The 24,936-nt window shown below is 65.2% G+C and carries 18 protein-coding genes; 4 read left to right on the top strand and 14 right to left on the bottom strand.

The window, feature by feature from the left end; genetic code table 11:
* Positions 1-49 precede the first annotated feature (49 nt).
* A complete protein-coding gene (locus GTP44_RS15660; protein ID WP_161020166.1) occupies positions 50-2,257 on the bottom strand; it encodes a TonB-dependent receptor in 2,208 nt (735 codons plus the stop codon).
* A 250-nt stretch (positions 2,258-2,507) separates the two neighbouring features.
* Here GTP44_RS15660 and GTP44_RS15655 point away from each other — a divergent pair, with 250 nt between their 5' ends.
* Both GTP44_RS15655 and GTP44_RS15650 read left to right on the top strand, forming a co-directional pair.
* Entirely contained in the window at positions 2,508-5,876 is a 3,369-nt protein-coding gene (locus GTP44_RS15655; RefSeq protein WP_161020165.1) for a glycosyl hydrolase, read from the top strand.
* Between the two features lie 10 nt (positions 5,877-5,886).
* Positions 5,887-7,206 carry a family 1 glycosylhydrolase gene (locus GTP44_RS15650; protein WP_161020164.1) on the top strand — a complete coding sequence of 440 codons (1,320 nt, stop codon included), beginning with the start codon at positions 5,887-5,889 and terminating at the stop codon, positions 7,204-7,206.
* Here GTP44_RS15650 and GTP44_RS15645 read toward each other — a convergent pair.
* On the bottom strand, positions 7,180-8,148 hold the full coding sequence (locus GTP44_RS15645; RefSeq protein WP_161020163.1) for a LysR family transcriptional regulator: 969 nt from the start codon (positions 8,146-8,148) through the stop codon (positions 7,180-7,182). The two genes, GTP44_RS15650 and GTP44_RS15645, sit on opposite strands and share 27 nt — an antisense overlap.
* Before the next feature lie 217 nt (positions 8,149-8,365).
* On the opposite strand from GTP44_RS15645, the gene GTP44_RS15640 reads away from it, so the two are divergent.
* Positions 8,366-9,973 (top strand): family 43 glycosylhydrolase, encoded by a 1,608-nt coding sequence (locus tag GTP44_RS15640; RefSeq protein WP_161020162.1) that lies wholly within the window; start codon positions 8,366-8,368, stop codon positions 9,971-9,973.
* Positions 9,974-10,010: 37 nt separating this feature from the next.
* Here GTP44_RS15640 and GTP44_RS15635 read toward each other — a convergent pair whose 3' ends face one another.
* The 12 genes from GTP44_RS15635 to GTP44_RS15580 all read right to left on the bottom strand — a co-directional run bounded on the left by GTP44_RS15635 (position 10,011) and on the right by GTP44_RS15580 (position 24,440).
* On the bottom strand, positions 10,011-10,913 hold the full coding sequence (locus GTP44_RS15635) for a TIM barrel protein (RefSeq protein ID WP_161020161.1): 903 nt from the start codon (positions 10,911-10,913) through the stop codon (positions 10,011-10,013).
* The gene (locus tag GTP44_RS15630) at positions 10,897-11,667 is read right to left on the bottom strand and encodes a TIM barrel protein (protein WP_202424098.1); all 771 of its coding nucleotides are present in this window, start codon (positions 11,665-11,667) and stop codon (positions 10,897-10,899) included. The genes GTP44_RS15635 and GTP44_RS15630 overlap by 17 nt, the downstream gene beginning before the upstream one ends.
* Positions 11,664-12,878, bottom strand: a complete 1,215-nt coding sequence (locus GTP44_RS15625; protein WP_161020160.1) for an MFS transporter — start codon at positions 12,876-12,878, stop codon at positions 11,664-11,666. The genes GTP44_RS15630 and GTP44_RS15625 overlap by 4 nt, the downstream gene beginning before the upstream one ends.
* Positions 12,875-13,828, bottom strand: a complete 954-nt coding sequence (locus GTP44_RS15620) for a sugar phosphate isomerase/epimerase family protein (RefSeq protein WP_161020159.1) — start codon at positions 13,826-13,828, stop codon at positions 12,875-12,877. The genes GTP44_RS15625 and GTP44_RS15620 overlap by 4 nt, the downstream gene beginning before the upstream one ends.
* Positions 13,829-13,837: 9 nt before the next feature.
* Complete coding sequence (locus GTP44_RS15615) at positions 13,838-14,788, bottom strand: sugar phosphate isomerase/epimerase family protein (protein WP_229256932.1); 951 nt, start codon at positions 14,786-14,788, stop codon at positions 13,838-13,840.
* A gap of 83 nt (positions 14,789-14,871) precedes the next feature.
* A complete protein-coding gene (locus GTP44_RS15610; protein WP_161020158.1) occupies positions 14,872-15,522 on the bottom strand; it encodes a TetR/AcrR family transcriptional regulator in 651 nt (216 codons plus the stop codon).
* A gap of 39 nt (positions 15,523-15,561) precedes the next feature.
* The gene (locus GTP44_RS15605) at positions 15,562-17,256 is read right to left on the bottom strand and encodes a GMC oxidoreductase (RefSeq protein WP_161020157.1); all 1,695 of its coding nucleotides are present in this window, start codon (positions 17,254-17,256) and stop codon (positions 15,562-15,564) included.
* A gap of 8 nt (positions 17,257-17,264) precedes the next feature.
* Entirely contained in the window at positions 17,265-17,912 is a 648-nt protein-coding gene (locus GTP44_RS15600) for a gluconate 2-dehydrogenase subunit 3 family protein (protein ID WP_161020156.1), read from the bottom strand.
* A 137-nt stretch (positions 17,913-18,049) separates the two neighbouring features.
* The gene (locus tag GTP44_RS15595; protein WP_161020155.1) at positions 18,050-20,209 is read right to left on the bottom strand and encodes a TonB-dependent receptor; all 2,160 of its coding nucleotides are present in this window, start codon (positions 20,207-20,209) and stop codon (positions 18,050-18,052) included.
* A gap of 111 nt (positions 20,210-20,320) precedes the next feature.
* Complete coding sequence (locus GTP44_RS15590; RefSeq protein WP_160989900.1) at positions 20,321-20,929, bottom strand: NADPH-dependent FMN reductase; 609 nt, start codon at positions 20,927-20,929, stop codon at positions 20,321-20,323.
* A complete protein-coding gene (locus GTP44_RS15585; protein ID WP_161020154.1) occupies positions 20,926-23,319 on the bottom strand; it encodes a beta-glucosidase in 2,394 nt (797 codons plus the stop codon). The genes GTP44_RS15590 and GTP44_RS15585 overlap by 4 nt, the downstream gene beginning before the upstream one ends.
* Positions 23,320-23,345: 26 nt before the next feature.
* Positions 23,346-24,440, bottom strand: coding sequence for an LLM class flavin-dependent oxidoreductase (locus GTP44_RS15580; RefSeq protein ID WP_160989898.1), 1,095 nt, complete (start codon positions 24,438-24,440; stop codon positions 23,346-23,348).
* A gap of 289 nt (positions 24,441-24,729) precedes the next feature.
* On the opposite strand from GTP44_RS15580, the gene GTP44_RS15575 reads away from it, so the two are divergent.
* Positions 24,730-24,912, top strand: coding sequence for a hypothetical protein (locus tag GTP44_RS15575; protein WP_161020153.1), 183 nt, complete (start codon positions 24,730-24,732; stop codon positions 24,910-24,912).
* The last annotated feature ends 24 nt before the right edge of the window (positions 24,913-24,936 follow it).

Here is a 24,936-nt window from a genome sequence, read left to right as displayed (position 1 = left end):
AAAACCCGTACATTGACATGTACGGGTGAAAGGAGACGATGCTGCTCGTCTAAAAGCTGTAGCGGGCGCGCAGGCCGTAGGTGCGTGGTGGCTGGAACTGCGTCACGTTCTGGCGGCTGTTGTAGTTGCGCGTGATGGTGGACACCACCACTTTATCGGTCAGGTTGTTGACATAGGTCTGGAACTCCCATGCGCTGTCCGCCGGCTTGAAGGTCAGCAGCGCATTGGCCGTGGTGTAGGCTGACGAGCGCGTGTCCTGGTCGTTGAACACCGAGTAGTAGAAATCATCCGAATGTTTGACCGACAGGCGCGCCATCATATCGCCCCCGGCCACGCCGAAGTTGCGCTGCACCCCAGCCGTCATCGCCAGCTTGGGCGCGTTCGGCAACGCATTGCCGCCGATATTGCGATTGGTTGGCGGCGTCGTCGCTTCACTGACGACGATGCCGTCGCCAAAGCGCGTATTGAGGAAGGTGGCGTTGAAGTCAAAGCGCGCCAGCTCCGGCACCGTGACCACCAGCTCCGTCTCCAGCCCCTTGATCTTGGCCTTGCCGACGTTGAAGATGCCGCCGCTGCTCAAGGCATCGGTCATCTGCGAGGCCTGGTAGTTCTGGTAATCCTGGTAGAACAGCGCCGCGTTGAACTTGACCTTGCGGTCCCAGAAGCTGTTCTTGCTGCCCACCTCAAACGACTTGACCGTCTCCGGATCGTAGGGAATCGAAGCGGCGCTGCCATTGGAGTTGAAGCCGCCCGCCTTGTAGCCGGTCGCGTACTTGGTGTACAAGAAGTTCTGCGGCGTCAGCATCCAGTCCAGGCCGACCTGGAAAGTCGGCTTCGATTCTTCCATGTTGCCGTTGCCAGGGTTGACGATGGCCGGCGCGCCGATGAAAGGATTGACCAGTGCCCCCAGCAACAGGCGCGCGTTGCCGGTGCGCTGTTTCTCGTCGCGTGAATAGCGCGCGCCGACGGTCAGCTTGAGGTCATCGGTCAGTTTCCAGCCAAGCTGGCTGAACAGGCCCTGGGTCTTGGTCTCGATCAGATAGTCGAACTTCAGGCCGTAGGTGTTGGCAAAGCTAACCGGCACACCCGGCTGCATCGCCAGGTTATAGATGCCGCTGTCGATGACGTTCTTTTCGGTGAAGTAGAAATAGCCGGCCTGCGCGGTAAAGCGGCCGTTCTGCGGCGTGGACAGCCGAATCTCATGGTTGCGCGTGGCCGGCGACTCGCCCTGACGGAACCAGCGCGTGGCCGGATACACGGTGAAGCCGGTGGCGTCGGTGTTGCGCCGGTAGTCCTGCGTATCGTAGCCGCCGGCGTAGGTCAGCGTCAGGTCGCCCGGCAAGCGGTTGTAGCTGAACTCCCAGCGCCAACGCTCGCCATCGAGTTTGGTCGATACCGGCGCAAAGCCCTCGAAGGTGCGCGCGTCGCCGACGGGCGTCGCCACGCCCAGCGGCGAATTCTTGGTCACCTCGCCAACACCACCAATTTTGTCCTTCTGGTACGACAGCAAGCCTTCAAAGCCGCTCACCGGCTGGAAGGCAAATTGCAGGCGCGCCGATTTGGCGTCCTCATCGTCGCCGTCCATATTCACACCGGTCAGCTGACGGTAGCCATCATGGCGGCGCGAGACGGCCGAGAAGCGCATCTGCACCGTGTCGCTCAGCGGCACATTCACCGCGCCTTCCAGGTTCACGGTGCTGAAGGCGCCAAGGTCCACGCTCAGATAACCGCCGAGCGTTTCGCGCGGCTTGGCGGTGATGATGTTAATCAGGCCGCCGGTCGAGTTACGCCCAAACAGCGTGCCTTGCGGGCCTTTGAGCACCTCGATCCGTTCCAGATCGTACATCGACGAGCCGATGCTGAACGAACGATTGGTGAAGAAGCCGTCGCGCGCGATCGGCACCGCCGGATCGCCGGTCTCGGTGGTGTCGGTCGAGGCGACACCGCGCACCGCCACATAGGCGCCGCCGGCGGCACTGGTGACGTTGATGCTGGGATCAATGGTTTGCAGCGCCTGCACGTTGCCGACGCCGGCGTCGGCCAGCGCGGTGCCGTTGAACACCGACAGCGCCACCGCCGTGGTCTGGGCGTTGCTGCGGACCCGGTTGGCCGTCACCACCACCGTGTTCTCTTCCGGCACGGCGGCCTTGGCGGTGTCGCTCGCCGGCTGCGGCCCGACCTGGGCAAAAGCGGTTTGCGCGGAAATCATCATCGCGCCGCTAGCGAGCAGGCACTCAAGTAATCGTTTGTATTGCATGAAGCGTCTCCTGTGGAAGTCCCTTGGGGACAGATTTATTCTCTTGTTGGTCACCACCTTGCGCAGCGACCAAATCAGGGTACGGCAATTGAAACGCATCGGAAAGTGGGCATTCCCGATGGTGATGTATTAGCTTTTCCAATAGCGCCGGGTATCGGTAAAACCAATCCCAGGTATCCATAATGCCAACTAACGCCGGCGGCGCGGCCATCCCTACAATCGGCGCTGACGATCACTTCCCGGCCACATCATGCGCATCCGCCGACTTTGTTTTGCACTCGCCTCGCTGTGCTCCCTGCCACTGCTGGCGGCGCCGCTTGAGGAAGGCTTTGCCCAGCCACCGGACAGCGCGCGGCCACGGGTGTGGTGGCATTGGATGGACGGCAATGTGACGTCATCGGGCATTCTGCAAGACCTGCAATGGATGAAGCGCACCGGCATCGGCGGCATGCAGCAATTCGATGGCAACCTGCACACGCCGCAGGTGGTGGCGCAGCGGGCGGTGTATGGCAGTGCGGAATGGCAATCACTGCTGCGGGTCGCGGCGACCGAAGCGCAGCGATTGGGACTGGAAATGGCCGTCGCCAGCGCCCCCGGCTGGAGCGAGACCGGCGGGCCGTGGGTCAGGCCGGAACAGGCGATGAAAAAACTGGTATGGAGCGAGCTGACGATCGACGGCGCCACGCAACCCCAATCGTTGCTGCTGCCGCAGCCGCCCACCGTGGCCGGCCCCTACCTGGATATCGCAGCTCGTCTGGAAAACCCCGACGCGGCGCCCGCCCCATGGTTTCGCGACATCGCGGTGCTGGCCGTGCCGGCCGGCGCGCCGACCGCGACGCCGGCGCGTATCCTCAGCCGTGACCACGCCGACGTGGCGCGCCAACTGAGCGACGGCCTGCTCGGCGACCCAGTCAATCTGCCGCTCGCCGCCGATGGCCAGACCTGGGTCACGCTGAGCTACAGCCGCCCCGAAACCTTCCGCGCCCTGACCCTCGCGCTGCCGGCGGCACGCGGCTTCGGCGCCGCCCCGCTGCCAACGGTCACGCTGCAAGCCAGCGCGGACGGCGCGCACTACACCGACATCGCCCCGGTGCCCCTGAGCACCGCGCCACAGCAAACCATCGCCTTCCCCGCCCACACCGCGCAGCACTGGCGCGTGCGGTTGCAGGGCGCCGCCAACAGCGCCGCGCCGCCGGCCGCACCGGGCGTGCTGCTGCCGCCGTTCGGCCAGCCCGCCACCACCGTCCCCTTATCTGAAGTAACCCTGCACGCCGAACCACGCGTGCACCGCGCCGAGGAAAAGGCCGGCTACGCCGCCGCGCCGGACTACTACGCCATTGACACGCCGTCCGGCACGGACGCCCCTGGCGCCATCGCTGCCGGCGACATCATCGACCTGAGCGCGAGGATGCGGGCCGACGGCCACCTCGACTGGACACCACCGCCCGGCCGCTGGACCGTGCTGCGCTTTGGCTACACGCTGACCGGCAAACAAAACGGCCCCGCGCCCAGCGAGGCCACCGGACTGGAAGTGGACAAACTCAGCGCCACCCATGTGCGCGACTACCTGCACACCTATCTCGGAAAAATCGAACAGGCCGTGGGCCCGGACCTGATCGGCCAGCGCGGCGTGCGCGCCCTGCTGAACGACTCCATCGAGTCCGGCTTCCAGAACTGGACCGACGACATGGCCGCCGCCTTCCAGTCGCGGCGCGGCTATGCGCTCACGCGCTGGCTGCCGGCCATCACCGGCCGCATCGTCGACAGCGCCGCGGCCAGCGACAGCTTCTTGTGGGACTTCCGCCGCACCATCGGCGAGCTGTTCTCGGACAGCCACTACGCCACCATCGCGCGGGAGGTGCATCAGCGCGGCATGAAGGTGTACGGCGAAGCGCTGGAAGACCAGCGCCCGCAGTTGGGCGACGACATGGACATGCGCCGCCACGCCGATGTGCCGATGGCGGCCATGTGGTCGGTGCCGGCCGGCGGCCAGCCGCGCCCCACCTTTGTGGCCGACGTGCAGGGCGCGGCCTCGGTGGCCCATGTGTGGGGTCAGAACCTGGTGGCCGCCGAATCGATGACCGTGTTCGGCCAACCATGGAACGCCACGCCGCGCGACCTGAAGAAAACCGCCGACATTGAATTCGCGCTGGGCGTCAACCGCATCGTCCTCCACACCTCGGCACACCAGCCGCTCGACGGCGTGACGCCGGGCATGAGCTTGGCGCCCTTCCTCGGCCAGTACTTCTCGCGTCACGAGACCTGGGCCGATCAGGCCAGGCCGTGGATCGACTACCTGGCGCGCAGCGCCTACCTGCTGCAACAAGGCCGCCATGTGGCCGATATCGCCTACTTCTACGGCGAGGACGCGCCCATCACCAGCTTGTTCGGCAACGCGCCGAACCGTGACGTGCCAGCCGGCTACGCCTACGACTACGTGAATCTGACCGCGCTGCGCCAGCAGTTGTCGGTGCGCGGCAATCAGCTGCTCAGCCGCAGCGGCGCGCGCTACCGCGTGCTGTATCTCGGCGGCTCCAGCAACCGCATGACGCTGGGCGCGCTACAACGCATCGTCGCGTTGGCGCGCGCCGGCGCCACCGTGGTCGGCAAACGGCCGCAAGGCACACCCAGCCTGGCGGACGACCGGCGCACATTCGAGCGGCTGGCCGACAGCCTGTGGGGCGCGACCGGCAGCCGCGCCAGTGTGCGCCGCGTCGGTCGCGGCAGCGTGGACGGCGGCGGCCACCTGGGCGCCGCGTTGGCCCGCATCAAACTGGCGCCGTCGGTGCAAATCAAAGGCGCCGGGGATGATGTCATGGTGACGCAGCGCCACAGCGGCACGCATGAAATCTACTTCATCGCCAACACCGGCGGCGCGACACGCACCATTGAGGCGCTGTTCCGCGATGGCCATGACAGCCGGCAGGCACCGGAAATCTGGCAGGCGGACAGCGGCTGCATCGCCGCCGCGCCGCACCAGCGCGGCGCCGATGCAGCCGCTGTCCGCCTGCCTTTGCGATTGGCGCCGCAGCAGTCGCTGTTCGTCGTCTTCCCGCGCGCGGCCACGCCCGGTCGCGCCGCGACGCTGGCCGAGCCAACGTCGTGGACCACGCTGGACCAACCCTGGCAACTCAGATTCGCTGCCGGCCGCGGCGCGCCCGACGACAGCATCCGTCTGACGCAACTCCAGTCGTGGACCCAGAGTCCGGTTCCCGGCATCCGCTACTTCTCCGGTACCGCCACCTACAGCACCACCATCAGCGTCGGCGCGGGCGCACCGGCGCGGGTCATCCTCGACCTTGGCGAGGTGCGCGATATCGCGCGCGTGCGATTGAACGGCAAGGACGCCGGCATCGCCTGGAAGCCGCCCTATCGCATCGACCTGGGTCAACTGCTGCAAGCCGGCGACAACCGGCTGGAGGTCGACGTCACCAACCCGTGGCAAAACCGCCTGATCGGCGACGCCCAGCCCGGCGCCACCAGCATCACCAACATGCGCGGCGTCTACGACGCGCAAGCGCCGTTACGCGGGTCCGGCCTGATCGGGCCGGTTCGCTTGCTCACCGCCCCCGCCGCCAGCTGTCTCGATGGCGCGGTTTCTTCCCCTCTTCATTTTTAAGGCAGACTTTATGGATCGTCGTACTTTCATGGCCGCCGCCGGTGTCGCGGCAACGGTGAGCAGCGTACCCGCACTGGGCGCCGGTGGCGCACCCGCCAAATTCCCCAAAGGTTTTCTGTGGGGCGCCGCCACCGCCGCGCACCAGGTGGAAGGCAACAACGTCAACAGCGATTGCTGGGTGGCCGAACACATCGAAAATTCCGGCTTCGAGGAACCGTCGGCCGACGCCGCCAACAGTTTTGAACTGTGGCCGGCCGATCTCGATCTGGTGCGCGGCATGGGCTTGAACAGCTACCGCTTCAGCCTCGAATGGGCGCGCATCGAGCCGGAGCCGGGCATGTTCTCGATCGCCATGCTGAACCACTACAAAGCCATGATCGAGGGCTGCCGCGCGCGCCACATCGTGCCGGTCGTCACCTTCAACCACTTCACCACGCCGCGCTGGTTCGCCCTGCGCGGCGGCTGGATGAACGATGACTCGCCCGACCTGTTCGCGCGCTTCTGCGACCGCGCCGCGCGCCACTTGTCGGCCCACATCGGCTATGCGCTCACGCTCAACGAGCCCAACCTGTCCGGCGTGCTGCACCTGGTGCTCCCGCCTGGCGTCGGCGAGCGGTTGTATGCATCCGATAAGGCCATGAGCGAGGCGATCGCGAAAAAATTCAACGTGCCACTGTTCTTGCTGGGCAATGGCCTGTGGCTGCCGGATGCCGAGCGGGTGCGCCGCAACATGCTGCAGGCGCACAAGCTGGGCCGGCAAGCCATCAAGGCGGTGCGCGGCGATCTGCCGGTCGGCGCCAGCCTGGCCATTATCGACGACCAGGCCGCGGGCCCCGACAGCAAGCGCGACGCGATGCGCGAACAACTGTACGGCGAGTGGCTGCGCGCGGTCCGCCACGACGACTTTGTCGGAGTGCAGAACTATGAACGCACGGTTTGGGACGCGCAAGGCAAAGTGCCGGCGCCGGCCGGCGTGGTGCGCAACATGGCCGGCTCCGAAGTCTATCCGCCATCGCTGGCGGGCGCGGTACGCTATGCCCATGCGGTGGCCGGCGTGCCGGTGATGGTCACCGAACACGGCGTCAACAGCGTGGACGACCGCGTCCGCGCCCAGTTGATCCCGCCGGCGCTGGCGGCACTCAAAAAGGCGATGGACGACGGCGTGCCGGTGCTGGGCTACTTGCACTGGTCGCTGGTCGACAACTTCGAATGGAACGCCGGCTACAAGGCCAAGTTCGGCCTGCACAGCGTCGACCGCACCACCTTCCAGCGCACCGCCAAGCCCAGCGCGCTGGTGCTGGGATCAATCGCCCGCAAGAACGGGCTCTGACGCGGTGGCGGCCGGCGCGTCACCGGCCGCCTTGGCCACCTGCCGCAGCATGGAGCGCAACCAGATATGGGCCGGTTCGTTGTGTTTCGACGCGTGCCACTGCATGCACTCAACGAGGGGCGGCACCGCGACCGGCAAGTCCATCACGCGGATCGGATAATGGTGCGCCAGCTGCCTGGCCAACGTGGTCTGCAACGTGGCGATGCGCTGGGTGTTGACGACAAACTGCGGCAGCAGGTTGAACGCGGCGCAGGTGACCTCGATGCGCCGGCTCAGCCCGACGCTGCGGAAAAAGAATTCGTCAAAGGCGAACTCCTGGTGCGAGCCAAAGGACGTCACCACATGCCCGAGCCGCAGGTAGTCGCTCTCGCTCAACTGCGCGCCCACCTCCAGGTTGCGGTCCCACGCGATGCAGCTGAAATGGTCCGAGCACAGCGTCTCCGATGGCATGCTGCGCGACAGATAGCGCTCGGGCAGCACCACCATGTCGATTTCACCGCGCTCCAGTTGCAGCATCGAGCGATCGGTCAGCTGCAGGATTTCCACCGTGACGAAGGGCGCGATCTGATTCAGCTGCGCCACCAGCCGTGTCATCACCACCGAGCTGAAATAATCCGAGGCCACCAGGCGGAAATGGCGCAGCGTGGTCTCGGGGTTGAACTCCGTGACCGTCTCCACCGTCTGCTTGATGCGGGTGAGGATGTCGCGCACCGGCTCCATCAGCGACAGCGCCAGCGGCGTCGGCACCATGGCCCGGCCGGACTGCACCAGCAGATCGTCGCCGAAATACTCGCGCAGGCGCGCCAGTATCCCGCTGACCGTGGACTGGCTCAGGCACAAACGGCCGGCCGCGCGGGTGATATTGCATTCGTTTAACAGCACGTCCAGACCGATCAGCAAATTCAGGTCGAGCCGATTGAACCGCATACTCTGAACATTCATGTTCATGTCTCCTTTTTTTTATCGCTGGCCGTGACGGCTTGAGGCACAACCAGCGTTTCGATTATAGCTATTTTCACCATGCGCGCCATGCCCCTGCTATCCGCATTGACGCTAGCAGGTATCGGCTTTCGCCATTTGTCCGAATGACAGAGCCGCCGCAGAATGGCTGACAAAAATTCCCTGCCATGCGGCAGATAAACAACAAGGAGGCATAAAGATGAACAGCCGTCGTCAGATGTTGAAACAAACCCTGCTGGGCGGTGCCGCCCTTGGTGTGCCGGCCGCCGCCGTCGCCAGGGCCGCGCCGCCGTATCGCCGGGGCCATGACGGCCAGCGCGTCGCCGACCTCGGCGACGGCCGCTACCTGAACCCGATCTTCGCCGGCGACCATCCCGACCCCAGCATCCTGAAAGACGGCGCCGATTACTACATGACGTTCACCTCGTTCGAAGCCACGCCGGCGCTGGTGGTCTGGCATTCGCGCGATCTGGTCAACTGGCAGCCGCTGGGGCCGGCGCTGGCCCATCCGCCGGGCAGCGTATTCGCCGTCGATCTGGTCAAGCACCAGGGCCGCTATTACCTCTACATTCCGATCATCCCGACCGCCATTTCGCAGGGGCTGGGCCAGCAGCCGGGCATCTACGTCATTCACGCCGAGCGCATCGAGGGACCGTGGAGCGAACCGGTATCGCTCAACATCGCCGGCCACATCGATCCCGGTCACATTGTCGGCGAGGATGGCAAGCGTTACCTGTTTCTCAGCGGCGTCAGCCGCGTGCAACTGAGCGACGATGGCCTGTCCACCAGCGGTCCCATCGAGCACGTCTACGACGGCTGGCGCTACCCGGACGACTGGGTCACCGAGGCCTACGCGCTGGAGGGCCCCAAACTGATCCGGCGCGGCGACTGGTTCTACATGGTCAGCGCGGTGGGCGGCACCGCCGGCCCGCCGACCGGCCACATGGTGATCGCCGCCCGTTCGCGCTCGGTCAACGGCCCGTGGGAAAACTGCCCGCACAATCCCATCGTGCGCACCCGCGACGCCAGCGAAAAATGGTGGTCGCGCGGCCATGCCACCTTGGTCGAAGGCCCGGCCGGCGACTGGTGGATGGTCTACCACGGCTACGAAAACGGCTACTGGACGCTCGGTCGCCAGACCTTGCTCGAACCGGTCGAGTGGACCAGCGACGGCTGGTTCAAGGCGCGCGGCGGCGACCTGTCGCAACCGTTGCCCAAGCCGCGCGGCGGCCAGGCGCAGGCGCACGGCATCGCGCTGTCGGACGATTTCAGCCAGAACCTGCTGGGCCTTAAATGGAACCTCTACGATCCGGGCCTGAACGAACTGCGGCGCGTGCGTTACGAACCGGCGGCGCTGGTACTGCAAGGCAAAGGGAGCACGCCGTCGGACTGTTCGCCGCTCACCTGCCTGGTGGGCGACCACGCTTATGAGTTCAGCGTCGAACTGGAACTGATCGGCGATGTACAGGGTGGCCTGCTGCTGTTCTACAGCCGGGCACTGTATGTCGGCATGGGCCACAATGGCACGCGCATGAGCAGCTACCGTTTCGGCCAGGCCTCGCCGTACTGGAAGGAGCCGGCGCCGGCGGTACGCCGGCTGCACCTGAAAATCGTCAATGACCGCCACATCGTGACCATGTACTACAGCGAGGACGGCCGCCAATGGAAGCGTCACGGTCTGCGCGCCGAGACCTCCGGCTACAACACCAACACCGGCGGCGAGCTGCTCAGCCTGCGGCCCGCCCTGTTCGCGACGGGCAGCGGCAGCGTCCGTTTCCGCAACTTCCATTATCAGGCGCGCGGGTAAGCGGCGCCGATTCAGTCCCAGCGCCAGGCCATGCTTGTCAAACGTCGAGGATAGCGATGCTGTTGCGCAGCGCGATCAGCTTGTCCTGCCCGGCCGAGGGCGTCCATTCATGGCTGATAAAGCCGCTATAGCCCAGCTCGACGATTGTGCGGGCGATGTGGCGGTAGTTCAGTTCCTGGGTTTCGTCGATTTCATGCCGGCCAGGCACACCGCCCGTATGAATGTGCCCTATCCACTGGATATTGTTGCGCAGGAAGTTGGTGATATTCCCGTCCATAAGCTGGGCGTGATAAAGGTCAAGCAGCAACTTCACGCGTGACGAGTTCACTTGCGTGACCACGTCCAGCCCCCAGGGCAAATGGTCGAACATGCTGCCTGGCGGCGCCGGTGGTCCGCCGGCGTGGCCGGAGTTGATATTCTCCATCACCAGGGTCACGCCGCGCGCTTCGGCCTGGGCACGGACGCGCTGCAAAAAGCCGATCGCATTGCGCTTGCCTTCCTCGTAGGACAAGCTGCCGCGCGCACCGCAGGTCACGATGATATTGGGGATGCCTTCGCGGGCGGCCGCATCAATCCGCTCGCGCAACGCCGCTTCGAACTGGCCGTGCTGATCGGGCGTGCCGATGGCGTTCCAGCCGGGCGGCCCCGCCGGCGCCCTGGCCAGCGTGGAAATGCCGCCGCCATAATCGACACGCAAGACGGTCATAGTCAGACCATGACGCTTCAGCGTGGGCCAGTCGGCAGGATGGCTGACGAAGTCGAGCCCGTCGATCCCCAGCCGCTTCGCCATGCGGCAGGTCGCTTCGATATCGGCATCGAACAGGTGCGGCGTCAATCCCTGGCGCAGGCGTCCGCGCGCCAGCACACGCGGACTCGCTGCCAGCGCCGTGCCAGCGGCGAGTGCCGATAAAAACTGCCGACGATCAAAGACCAAGCGCATGACGGCTCTGGGTCAGCGATGCGCCATCCCCAACGGTCGGGAAGTATTCCAGGCCGATCTGGCCGGAATAACCCTGCTCGCGCAGCACCGTCATGATGCGCCGCCACGGGATGTCGCCGGTCCCCGGTTCGTGGCGACCGTTGGTATCGGCGACCTGCACGTGACCGATCAGCGCCAGCCGGCCGGAAATTGCTGCGGCAAAGTCTTCCTGCGTCTGCGCCGAGTGGTAGGCGTCGGCCAGCAGGCGCAGCGCCGGACTGTCCACCGCCGCGACGATATCAAGACCGCGGCCGACCGTGTCGACGAACATGCGCTGGCCATTGATCACCATGTACACCGGTTCCAGCCACAGCATCACGCCGGCCTGCCGCGCCAGCTCGGCGGCGCGTTGCAGCACGCTGACGGCGGCGTCGAACTGCTCGCCCTCGGCCACGCCCGGCCGGGTAAAGCCGGAGGCCAGAATCATCGCGCTATTGAAGCGCCGCGCCACCGGGATGGCGTCGGCCACGGCGGCCAGCACCGCCTCGTGATCGGCCGGATCGACCAGGCTGCGGCGCGGCTCGACGCAAAAACTGAGCAGGCGCACGCCGGTTTCATTCAGCGCCGCCGCAATCGCGTCCAGCGGCTTCTCGCGCCACAGGTGAAACTCGACGGCCGGCACACCGGCCGCATGGGCGGCGCGGATGCGGTCGGCCAGCGCGTCGCCGGCCTCGGGGAACATCCATTCGATACAAGCTGCTAATTGCATGATCATTGCTCTTTCTTGTGAGTGAGGGTCAGGATGGCGGACGCGATCAGGCAAACCACGCCGATGACCGCCACGCTGCCGAGGAAACTGAAGCCGAAGCCGCCGATCAGCGTCACCATCGGCGGGCTGAGGAACTGGCCAAGGAAGAAGGCGCCGCCCCACAGGCCCATGCCGCGGCCGCGATGCTCAAAGCCGTAGTGCTGCAAAGCCCAGGTCACCAGCACCGGCAGCATCAGGCCACCGCCGATCTGGCCCAGCGCGTCGAGCGGCAGACCGACGCTCAGATTCGGCGCCCACGCCACGCCGATGTAGCTGACGCCGTAGAAGCCGAGCAGGATCGCCATCCAGCGAGTGACCGTGACGTTGGCGTAGCGCTTGAACAGATAGCCACCGACCACCGTGCCCAGGCTGGCGATGGTGGCCAGTACGCTGATGCGCTCCGGCGACGCCACCCCCATGTCGCCGAAGATGCGGCCGTGCTGCACCGCCTGGACGAAGAACACCAGCGAGAACAACACGGTCACGCCGCACACCAGCAGCGACAAGCGCCACGGGAACGGCGCGGCGGCGGGCCGCGGCGGCTGGTCCGACGCCGCAGCCGCCTTGACCGGCTCCCAGCACACCGCCCACGCCAGCGCCAGCACCGCGAAGCCGCTCAGGTACAACAGGAACGGATAACGCCAGTGCATGCCCGCCAGGAAGCCGCCCGACAGCAGGATGGCCGAGCCGATCAGCGGCGCGAACATGTTCTGGTAGCCGAGCCACCTCTGCCGGTCCTCGCCCTCGAAGTAGTCGCCCATCAGCGCGTTGCCGACGGTGAGGATGGCCGCTTCCGCCAGCCCGACGATCACGCGACTGGCGACGATCAACAGCAGGCTGTCGAACATCATCGGCGCCAGGCCGAGCAGCGCGAACGCGAACAGCGACACCAGCAGCAGCGTGCGCCGCCCCCAGCGGTCGGCGATCGCGCCCATGAAGCCGGAGAACAGCGCCACGCACAGCGACGGCACGGTGATGATCATCGGCACCAGCAACTGGAAGTTGGGCACCGACGAGAATTGCTGGAACAGCTGCGGCAAGCTGGGCACCAGCGCCGCCAGCGCCAGCGTCGGCATGGCCAGGATGCCCATCAGCGCCAGGCCTTGCGCGCGGCCGGCCTGGCGTGGCGCGGCGGCGGACGGCGCACCCGCGCCCTGCGGTGTCGATAGCGGGTTCATACGTGGTCCAGGACGTTCTGCTTGTACCAGCTGTTAAGCATCATGCCGGTGGCGATCGGCTCCGGACCCTTATCGCTTTCGACGATGATCCAGCCGGCGTAGCGATGCTCCTTGATGGCCGCCAGCAGCGCCGGAAAGTCCACCAGACCGGTGCCCATCTCGCCGAACCAGCGCTGGATTTCGCGCTCGCCACCGGCGGCGATCATCGCCCGCTCGGCGTTTTGCAACTGGTATTCGCCCAGTGTGTCCACCGCCAGCGCATCCTTGAAGTGGAAGTGCAGCACGCGCGCATGGAAGCGGCGGTACAGCGCCACCACGTCGTGGCCGGCGATGGTCAGCTCGGCCGTGTCCAGCGCCAGGCCGACGTGGTCGCGGTCGCACCGTTGCAGCAGCTGTTCCAGTTCGTCCTCGCTGCGCAGCGCCGACAGCGCGTCCACGTGCAGCGCCACCTTCAGCCCCAGCGAGGCCGCCATGGCGCCCACCTGGTTCCAGCAATCGGCCGCCGCATGCAGACGTTCGCCATTCAGGGCGCCCTCTTTCCAGAACGACGGGAACGGCCGCACCACCAGCAGCTTGCCGCCCAATTCCGCCAGCATCTCGGCGTGTATCCGCGCCTGCGCAACGATGCGCGCGTGGTCGCCCGGCTGGGTGCTCATCAGACCAAAGTGCAGCTCCTCGAAACTCATCACGGTCGGGTCGAAGAAGGTGCTGGCCACGTGGTGGATGCCCAGGTCCTTCAGCTTGAGGCGGAAGTGGGTCGCCGAACCGTAGTTGATGGCGACGTTTTCCGGCCGGCCGATCGGGTCCCAGCGGCCGCTGCCGGCGTTCAGTTCCACCGCATCAAAGCCGCAGGCCGCCGTCACCTTCAGCGCCCGTTCGATTTCCTCCAGGCGCGCGAAGCTGGTAAAGCCGGCCTTCCATTGATTTACTCCATATCCCCATTTGATCATGTTGTCACCTTACGCGTAGATTTTCTTCAGAACGTGCTGGATATACCAGGCCGACAATGCCGTGCTTTCCGGGTAGTTGCCGCCGCCGACATCGGCCTTGTCATGCTCGACGCCGACCCAGCCCTCGTAGCCGCAAGCCTTCATCGCCTGCATCATGGCCGGGAAATCAACCAGGCCGCCGGGCACGCCCATTTCGTGGAACCAGCGTGGCGTGGTCGGCGCCATCACTTCGGCGTCCGGCTTGCGGCGATAGTCGCCGGTCAGGTCGACGTGCTTGGTGTCCTTCATGTGGAAGCCGCCGCAGCGGTCGTGCAGCTTCAGGTACAGGTCAACCGGATCGACGCCGGCAATCACGTGCTGCGCGGTGTCGCAGTAGAAGAAGACGTAGCGCGGATCGGTCCATTCGTAGAACTTGCGCAGTTGCTCGGCGCTGCGGATGCCGCAGAAGAATTCGTGGTGGGCGCAGGTCTTGACGCCGTAGTCCAGCGTCATCTTGCCGACGCGGTTCCACAATTCGGCGCAGGCGCGCAGCTTGTCGTCGGTGACCGGTTCGACGTCGTAGTACAGGCCGGCCGGCATGACGATGAAGTTTTCCACACCGAGGCCGGCGCTGGAACGCATGATGTGCTGCGCATAGTTGAAGATGTGGTCATGCGTGGAGCGCACATGCGGCGCGCTCTGGCGCTCGTCGTACATCACCGCATGGAACAGGCTCAGCACCTTGTCGATGCCGCGTTCCTGCATGAAGACGCGGGCGTTTTCCAGCGAGCCGAACAGCTCGCGCAGCGGGCCCAGATGAAAATCGAAGGTCTCGATGCCCTCATAACCCAGCGCAGAGATCTGCTTGAGAAACGCGTCGAAGCGCTTGACCGAGGTGTATTGCGACAGTTGTCCTTGCGGCGTGTCGATGCGCCAATGGTCCATGTAGGCCCAGCGCAGCTTATTTGCGGGTGCAGTCATGCCTATTCCTTTTCTAGAACTAGAATGTTGATTATTTTTTCTTGCGCAACCTGGCACGCGGCGGAACCGCGCACCACGCCTGGTCAGCGCTTGGGAGGCGTAAACAACAGGAATGCCAGCATCATGTCGCTCAAATCTTGCAGCAACGCGTTCCATTCACTGGCGTCACCCTGGCCGCCGACGCTATCGAGTCCGAGAAAGCGGGCCTGGGTGGCATAAATCAGCAACATCGACGTATCTATCGCACGTTCTGGCTGCGTGTGGCGAATCTCCGTCGAGCAAGCCGTCAGCAAGGCGATGAACTTGGCGTGATTCTCCAACGCCGACTGTTTGCCGGCCGCCTCGATCGCCGGGTCGGCGGCGCTGCGCAGCATGAAGGAGCGCAGCACGCTGGCGTTGTCCTTCAGCAGATTGCCGAGGCTGGCCACCACCGCCGGCACCACCTGCCGCAGGCCGCGCGCTTCGGCGGCGATGCGCGCGGCCTCGGCGCTGAACTGCCCGGCCAGGCGTTCGAGGAAGCGCACCTGCACCGCGCGCAGCAGCTCATCCTTGCCGGCCACGCGCCCGTACAGTGAACCGGTCGACACCTCGCAGCGCTCGCAGATCTCGGCCAGCGTGATCTGGTCGTAGGGACGCTCGCGCAGCAGGTCGATGGTGCCTTCGAGGATGCGCTCAAAGGATTGACGACTGCGGCCCTGTTTGGGCGCGCGGGCATGGGCGCTGATCGTTGGCATAGGTGACGGTGGCATGGCTCGCTGAAGGGTGAGGGAAGATTATAGCTTTCCAGCCTTGAACTGGGCCACCGCATAATCTACCGCGCGCACCGTCAGCGCCATATAGGTCAGCGACGGATTGACCGTGCCGGCCGAGGCCATGGCCGAACCATCGGTGACGAACAGGTTGCTGACGCCGTGCACCTGGTTGTGCCCATTCAGCACCGACTCGGCCGGATTGTGGCCCATGCGCGCGCCGCCCATCTCGTGGATCGAGACGCCGGGCAGCGTGCGCACCGGGATCAGTTGCACCCGTTCGGCGCCGGCCGCCTTCAGCATCTGCTCGGCCTGTTTGCCGGCGTCAACCGCCATTTTGCGCTCGTTCTCGCCGTAGGCGACGTCAAAGCTCAGCTGCGGCAAGCCGAAGTTGCCAAGCTTCTTGTCGTTGAGCGTGACGCGGTTATGCGCCTGCGGCAGCTGCTCGCCGAACGCGCCAAGGAAGGCGATCCACTTGCCGGGCCGGGCGATATTGCGCTTCATGTCGGCGCCAAAGTCGTCGGTCATGGCGGCGGTGTTGGTCCAGTCGTCGCGCATGGCGCCACCCTGGAAGCCGTAGCCGCGCGTGAAATCGGCGTCCGCATCCTGGCCACCGACGTTGCGGAAGCGCGGGATCAGGATGCCAGTCGGGCGCCGGCCCTTGTAGTTGCGGTCCTCGAAACCCTTGATTTCGCCAAAGGCGGCCACGCCGTGGTGGTCGATCAGGTGGCGGCCCAGTTGATCGCTATGGTTGCCGATGCCGTTCGGGTGCAGCGCACTGCGCGATTGCAGCAGCACCTGCAGCGTGCCGTAGGTGGAGGCGCACAGGAACACGATGCGCGCCTTGAAGGTCAAACGCTCGCCACTCTTGGCGTCGATCACACGCACGCCGCTGGCTTTTTTGGTGCGCGGATCGATGTCGATCGCTTCCACCACACTGTCGGTGCGGATGGTCAGGCGGCCGGTCTGTTGCGCCGCCGGCAGCGTCGAGCTGAGCGAACTGAAATAAGCGCCGAACGAGCAGCCGCGATTGCAGATGTTCCGGTTCTGGCACGGGCCACGGCCGTTGTGCGGCACCGTCAGGTTGGCCACGCGACCGATGGTGACGCGGCGCTCACGCCATTTGGCTTCGATGCGCTCCTTGAGTGCACGCTCCAGCGCGGTCATCTCCATCGGTGGCAGGTAATGGCCATCCGGAAAATGCTCCAGCCCCTCCGGCTGGCCACTGACGCCGATGAATTTTTCGACGTGGGTGTACCACGGTTCCAGATCGGCGTAGCGAATCGGCCAGTCGTTGCCATGGCCATCGCGCGCATTGGCGAGGAAGTCGTCGTTGCCCCAGCGGTAGGACTGGCGGCCCCAGGTCAGCGAGCGGCCGCCCAGCACATTGGTGCGGTGCCAGCGGAACGGCTTGACCTGCTCATACGGATTTTCGCGGTCGTTGATCCAGTACTGGCGGTTGGCCCAGCTGTAGGCGCCGCGCTCGATCTTGCTTTGCACCGCATAATCGTGCGCATCAAGTTCGCGGTCCGGCAAGCCCTGGTTGGGGGCCTGCCACGGCGGCGTGAATTCGTGGATGTAGCCTTTCTGGTGTTCGACCAGCGCGCCGCGTTCCAGCAACAGTACTTTCAGGCCCTTCTCGGTCAGTTCCTTGGCGGCCCAGCCGCCGGTGATGCCCGAGCCGATGACGATGGCGTCGAATTGGGTAGTCTTGCTCATGTGCGTCCTCAGATGACAACCTGGTAGGGCCAGGTCTTGATATCGACATTCGACTCGAACTTGCCGGGCACCGGCAGGTAACGCAGTTCCTGGTTGCTGCCCGCCTCGGAGGTGAAGTAGCCCAGCACCACCAAGTCGCGCAGGCGCAGGTAGAACGGCGCTTTCGGATCGAGTATGCGGTCGGTCAGCGAGAACGTGCGGCCGCCATAGGGGCTGGCGGCGCGCAACGCTTGCAGCAGCTCGGCGCCCTGCTCCGGCGTGCAGGCGGCATAGCCCCGCTGGTAACGCGCGCGGGCGCTGGCGTCCAGGTCAGCGAGGCCTTTGCGGAACAGCGCCGCCTCGTCGTCGTTCATCCAGCCGGCCACCAGGGCGCCGACAAAGTGCGGCACGCCGGCTTCCTGCGCACCCGGCGTGTCGGTGGCGGGCACGATCACTTGTGCGGCGGCGGACAGCAGCGCCATTTCATCGGCGCTCAGGCCGGGGCGCTTGGCGGCCGGGCCACCGGCCGCCTCGATAGCGGCGATGGCGCTGGAGGTGGTCCAGGTGGCCGTCACGGCGGCGCCGGCCAGCAGCGCCGCCAGCACGTCGCGCCGCGAGACGCCACCGCCATCGGCGTCGACGTCGGGACTGCGACGGAAAAACATCGAACTGCGCATTATCTTGTCTCCTCGGTTATTATCGCTTCGCGGGAAAATGATAGCGCTTTCCCGCACCGCGCTGGGCCACCGCGACGGCAATCCGCTTGGCTTTTTATCGATAGCTGATATCGGCTTGGCCGATACCGCGAGCACGCTTAAAACTGGGTCCCCGCGCGCAGCCCGAACGTGCGTGGCGCACCGATGCCAAAGCCGCTCGGCACCAGGCTATCGAGCGTAATACTGTTTTCGATGTTGCGGACGTATGCCTGCAAATAATGGCTTTGCGTCGGCGACGTATAGGTCACGCCGATATCGCTCTTGCGGTATGAAGGCTGGCGATAACGCACCCCGTTCGACGAATCGCTAATAAAATAAGCGCCGTTCAAGCGTGTACCGACGCGCCCCTGGACGGTCGCGCCGCTGGGCAGGACAAATGTGCGGACATAGCTGAGCGTCGCGTTATACGCCGGTGCCCGGTCGATGCGCTGACCGGACCAATCATCGGTCGTATTCGGCCGATATTTTTTGAACTTGCCATCCGAGGTGCCCAGCGAAAAGTTGATCCTGTCGTCGGCCGTGACGTTGAGGTTGCCCTCCACTTCCACGCCTTGAATGGTGGAATTCGATGCATTGGTGGTCAGCACGCCGCAATTCGACGCGGTGCTGGTGCCGGTGCAGACGACGGAAGTGAGCTGCATGTCCTTGTAGTCATAGTGGAAAGCGGCCGCGCTGAGTCGCAGCTTGTTGCCCCAAAAACGTCCTTTGATACCGGCTTCCAGCGACTTGATATTTTCAGGCTTGTAGGGTGATCCCGTGGTGTCGTTAAAGCCACCAGCCTTGTACCCGGTCGACACACTCCCGTACACCATGACCGCCGGCGCCAGATCGTAATCGGCCGCCAAGCGGAAATTGGACTTTGAGCTGTCCACATGGGCGTTGTAGCCTGGTCCGGTCGGACCGCCGCTCAGTGGATCGTGGCCCGATTTTTCGTCGCGCGTGGTGCGGGCGCCCAGCGTCAAGCGCAGTTGCTCGTCGACGCGGTAGGTCAGTTGACCGAAAGCCGCCTTTGACCGATTGTCGATGTTGGGACTAAATGGCAGCGTGATCAACGGTCCCGGCGTGACCGTATTGTAAGTGGACAGGCGGAATATACGTTCATCGAAATGATAGACGCCTGCCACCCAGCTCAGCGCTTGCTCGCCAGCGGAATTCAGCCTTATCTCATGCGTGCGCTGGCTGGAGTTGCCATTGATGGTGTTGTACATCGGGAAGCCGAAGTAGATCCCGTTATTCAACTGATCAACCGACGCATTCAAGCGGGCGAATTGATAGGTCAAGTCCGCCAGGTTCCCGAGGCTGGTCTTGAATTCCGAACGCAGACTGGTGGCAACATTATCCCGGTGCGAACCGACGTCCGCGTAGCGCGCGGCCGCCGTCAGCTGCGTGGTCGCGCCACGATCGACGTAGACCGGATTGGCCAGGTTGTTGCCGCTGGAGATGGGCGTGCCAATGAAGAAATTCGTCAGTGGCACCGTGCTCGCACCATTCCCGCCAGTGTTACTGCGCTCCGCCGTCAGCAGCCAGGATGTGCGTGGCGAGAAGGTGAACAGCGCGTGCAGACGGCCGGCCTTGTCATCCCGGTCGTCCAGGCCTATCGTATTCGGCCCCGGATTCAAATAAGTCTTGTGGCTGACAGCGAGCGCCGCCGCACGCAACGCCAGCGTATCGTTGACCGGAATATTGACGACGCCCTCCACATGGCGCGACGCATAGTCGCCAATCTCAACGTCGACCCGGCCTTCCAGCTTTTTTCCAGGCTTGTTGGTGATCAAATTAATCGCGCCCGCCGTGGCATTTCTGCCATACAGTGTGCCTTGTGGCCCGCGCAGTACCTCAATGCGGTCAAGGTCGAGGAAGCTGCCCAACTGTGCTTCGGTACGACCGACGTATGCGCCATCGACATTAAACGCGGTTGACGAGTCGCCTTTTTCAGTCGTGTCGAGACTGACCACGCCACGGATGGCCACCTGCAGCATGCCGGTATCGGTGGTGATCTGCACGTTAGGCGCCAGCTCCGTCAGCGCCACCGCGTTGGTGGCGCCGGACTGGCGCAGATCGCCGCCGCCCAGCACCGACAACGCCAGCGGCGTTTTCGACGCCGGCTGCGCGGTCTTTTGCGCGGTGACGATGACTTCCTGGATTGGGCCATCCTGGGCGGCGGCTGTTGCCGCACAAAGGCTGGCGAGGATTAACGCGTGATGCGGCCGAGCGAGGGCGGCGCGCAACCGGCGGTTGGCTACGGTTTGCGAGGGCACTGTTGTCTCCGATTTTCTTGACTTTGCAGTCTAGTTATCTGGGCGCGCCTGTTATCGTCAGGCGTCACACCAATTCAGAATAGCATAAATTCAGAATCAAAATTCCAATTTTTATCCAGCTGGCGTGGTCGGACTGCGCACACCCACCACCTGCTCCGCCAGCACGCGCAGGCTGCCGCTCACTTGCGGGTCGAGGCACTGGCCGTCGCCGTCAAACAGTTTGACGCCGGCCGTGTTCAGCGTCACGCCGAGTGGCGTTGGCCAGCCGCGCAGCGCGTGCACAATGGAGCGCATCGCCGCCAGCGTGGTGTTGCAGCCTTGCCAGCCGGCGGCGGTGACGATGCAGCCGACCGGCATGCCATCGAGGTACACCCGTTCGTCGGCACGCAAATCCTCCAGCAGGTCGATGGCGTTCTTCACCAGGCCGGAGACGCCGCCGTGGTAGCCGGGCGAGGCGAAAATCACCGCGTCGGCGCGGCGCACCGCCTCCACCAGCGCGCGCTGGCCGTCGGTGCGGTCGGCCAGCTCCGGCGAGTAGCCGGCCAGCGCGGCCAGCGCCTCGCCGCCGAATAACCGCGTCTGCGCTCCCAGCTCCTCGGCGTGGCGCAAGGTGGCGCGCAGCGCGCTCTCGGTGCTGGAACCCGGACGGGTGGTGCCGCCGATGCCGACGATGAATGGCGCGCGGCCGCTGGCGCGCGCGGAATTGGAAAAGTGGTTCATGCCTGGTCTCCTTTGATTGTGATATGTGCCGACAGCGGCAGCTCCGCACTGGAGCGGCCGGCCAGCAGTTCGATCGGTCCTTGCAGCGTGGTCCAGCCATCGCGCCACAGCTGCAGCCGGCGTAGCGCAATGGCGACGCTGACGTCGGCCTGCTCGCCAGGCGCCAGCCACACTTTCTGGTAGCCGACCAGCGTCAGTTCCGGCTGCGTGCGATACACCTGCACCACTTCGGCGCCGGCGCGCGCGCTGGTATTGCGCACGCTGACGGTCAGCGTGCAACCATCGTCGGCCGGCCGCACGCGCGCGTCGCACAACTCGAAGCTGGCGTAGCCCATGCCGGCGCCGAAGGACTGGCGCGCCGCCACGCCGCGTGCCGCCAGACCGCGATAGCCGAAGCGCACGCCGTCGCTGTAATGCAGGTTGCCGTCGGCGTCCGGTTGCAGCGACAGCGCCGGATAGTCGCTGTCTTCACAGGCGATGGTGACCGGCATGCGCCCGCCCGGCTCACGCTCGCCGGCCAGCACCTGCGCCAGCGCCGCGCCAAATTCCTGGCCCGGATACCAGCAGTGCAGCACCGCCCTCGCCTGCTGTTCCCAGCGCGTGTCGAAGGCGTGGCCGACGTTGGTGACGACCACCGTGTCCGGATTGGCGGCGCAGACGCGCTCGATCAGCGCCAGCTGCTCGGCCGGCAGATAGGTGTCCGGGCGGTCCTTGCTTTCCACGCTGGCGTCGGAGGTTTCGCCGACCATCAGGATGACGGCATCGGCATCGCGCGCCATCTGCTCGGCGGCGGCCAGCATGGCTTCCGCGCCGCCGGGACCGCGCACGCCGTACCACAGGCCCTGGCAGCGCGCCGGCGTGTAGCGCAGCTCCACCACCACGGTCACCTCGCGGCCCCGCTCCAGCGCGATGGTGACGCTGTCGGCGTCACCGCTTTTCAGCCGGCCCATGACATCGCCCGGCGCCAGTTGCTCGTCGCGGCGAAACACTTCTTCGCCGTCCACCAGCAGGCGCAGCGCGCCGGTGCCGCCGACATAAAACAGATGCTCGCCGCTTTCGCTGGCGCTAAAGACACCGCTGGCGCGCGTACCGGCGTTGGCCTGCAAGGCGCCCGCTTCATGCACGCCGTGGAACCAGGTCAGCGAGTTGGTGTCACGGGTTTCGCTCAGCAGCGGCCGGCCGGTGAAATCGGCGTTGTCGAAATAATCCAGCGTCATGCCCCTGACGCAGCCATCGTCCAGCGCGCGCGCCGGCCGCACCGGCATGCGCGGCAGCTTGGGCTGCGGATCAACACCCGGCGCGTAGCCAACAATCGCCGCACCAAAGCGCGCGCGCAACGCCTCGACCGGCAGCACCGCGTCCGGCTTGACGGCGATCTTGGCGAAGGTGCCGCCCTGGAAGCACGGCGCGCTGGCGTTCGGGCCGATGACGGCGATGCGCGGCCAGCGCCGCGTATCAAGCGGCAGCATTTGGTCCTGGTTACGCACCAGCGTAAAGCCGGCGGCCGCCGCTTCGATCAGCAGTTCCGACGCCGCCGCCTCATCGACCGGCATGCCCTTGCCCGCGCCGAAGCGGCGCGCGGCGGTGGCCACGCGTTGCGCCGCGTCGTGCAGGCGCCCCTGTTCCACTTGGCCTTCGGCGACCGCGCCGGCGCTGCGGCTGCCGAGAAAACGCGCCGGACCGGGCATCTCCAGATCCAGGCCGCCGGCCAGCGAGCCAACGGTGGAATGGGTGCCGAACCAGTCGCTCATGAAGACGCCGGGGAAGCGCCATTCGTTCTTGACGATATCGCGCACCACCGGACCGGCTTCCGCGCACCAGTCGCCGTTGATCTTGTTGTAGGCGGTGAGCATGCCGGCGCATCCCGCCTGCGCCGCCATCTCGAACGGCAGCAGATACACTTCGCGCAGCGTGCGCTCATCGACCACCGCGTTCATGCGGTCGCGCTCCGTTTCGCTGTCGTTGCACACCAGGTGCTTGGCGACGGCGCCGGTGCCGACCGACTGGCAGCCCTGCACCCACGATGCACCCAGCGTCCCGCACAGCAGCGGGTCCTCGGAAAAATATTCGAAGGCGCGGCCCGAAAGCGGGCTGCGCGCCATGTTCAGATTCGGCGCCAGCATCAGGTCGACGCCGCGACGTATCGCTTCGCCACCGACCAGCCGGCCGACGCGCCGCACCAGTGCCGGGTCCCAGCTGGCCCCCAGGGCCAGCGGCGATGGCGTCAGCAAGGAGATGTCGCGTTCATCGACACGCGCGCCGGCCACGCCCATCGGGCCATCGGCCATCGACAGCGAGGGGATGCCCGCCTCCGGTATCGCCTGCGTGGTCCACATGGTGGCGCCGGCGGTCAGCGAGGCCATTTCGTCCAGGCTCAATTCTCTTGTCATCGTCTCCATCTCCTGCTGATGCGTTTTTATTTGAAGGCCGGCAGCACGTGCTGAGCCAGCAGTTCCAGCGTCTGATTGGCGTACTTCAGGCGCTGCGCGGTCAGCGGACCGGTCGTCGTACCACACAGGATGTTGCCGATGCCGACTTGCTGATAGTCGCGCAGCTTCTTGATCACGGTTTCCGGGCTGCCGTACAGGCACCAGGTGGCCATCCACTCATCGGTCAGCGCGGAATTGGTGCGGTCGGTTTTCTTGTTGGCGTCATCCGCTTCGGCCTTGGCGTTGAATGCGGCCTCGCGCTCGATCGCTTCCTGGTACGAGGTCAGGATTTCCATCACTTCCTTGTGCGCCTGCTCGTCGGTCGGCGCCAGGTGCACGCACTGGTAGCTGTGCGTGGTCCACGACAGCGCGTCGGCCACCACCTCGTCCGAGTGGCCGGCGGCCAGCAGTTGCTCGTGGTAGCTGCCGAAGTATTTCTTCACGTGGGTCAGCGGTTCGGTGCCGCCGATCTTCGGTGGCGTGAAGGCCGGGATGAAGGCCGGCCAGCCGTTGACGGCGGCGCGCGTGGTGCTGCTCTCCTTCATCGCCACCGGCATCAGGCGCGCGTGTTTTTGGCCATATGGCGCCGGAGCGATGCGCTGCAGCACGCGGCCTTTGTGGAAGCCGTCCAGCTCCACCGGCGCATCGTTGATGGTCTTCTTCCATAGCGCCTCCGCCGCTTGCAGGTTTTCCTCGGCGATGCGGCCAGCGTCCTTGTAGTTGACGCCGAAGCCGATCATCTCTTCCGGCGTGGTGCCCGAGCCGATACCGACCAGCAGCTTGCCCTTGGTCAGGTGATCGAGAATATTGATGCGCTCAACGAAGCGCACCGGATGGTGCAGCGGCACCGAGGTGACCGAGAAACCGAAGTGCATGTCCGGCAGCTTGGCCGCCAGGTAGGAGGCGAACATATAGCTGTCGCTGGCCACCGGCATATAGCCGTTGAAGTGATGATCCGGCAGGAAAATGGCGTCGAAACCCAGCTTCCCCGCCAGCAGCGCGTGCTGCTCCAGATCGATGATCAGCTGTTTGTCGGCGTCCGCGCTCATGGTGCGCGCATTGAGGAAAACGGAGAAGCGCATGGTAATTCCCTTCGGTGAGTGATACACAAAAAGCCGGAATCCACTAAATTAGAATCCGAATTCTGATTATGTTATGAGTCGGCATTTTGAAAGTCAACGAAAAACCGTGGAATAAGGTATCGATAAAACGGATAGCCGGAATACGGCGCACCGATACGACGACGGTCGCATACGATGACAGCGGGCCACCATACACGACGCCGATAGCAGGCATCCGCAAAACCGATTTGTGGGCCGGCGAATGCGGACCTACCATGCAAGCACCAATAATCAGAACAGGAGACCCACCATGCAAGCGACCACCCTGATGCGAGTATTTGCCGCCGGCGCACTGGTCACCACGTGCGCGGCGGCGGCCTATCTGCAAGAGCCGGACGGCGCCGGCGCCTTGAGCGTGGCCCAGGCATCCCCGCAACCACAGATTGCACCGGTGATCGACATGGGACGCATGTTCGACGCGGCGCGCCGCTAGGCGGCGTGCCGAATCATCGAACCG

The organism is Duganella lactea (genome assembly GCF_009857505.1).
GTDB classification, from domain to species: Bacteria; Pseudomonadota; Gammaproteobacteria; order Burkholderiales; family Burkholderiaceae_D; genus Rugamonas; species Rugamonas lactea.
Note: the sequence above shows the minus strand (reverse complement) of the source record. Positions and strands in the feature narration are given on the sequence as shown.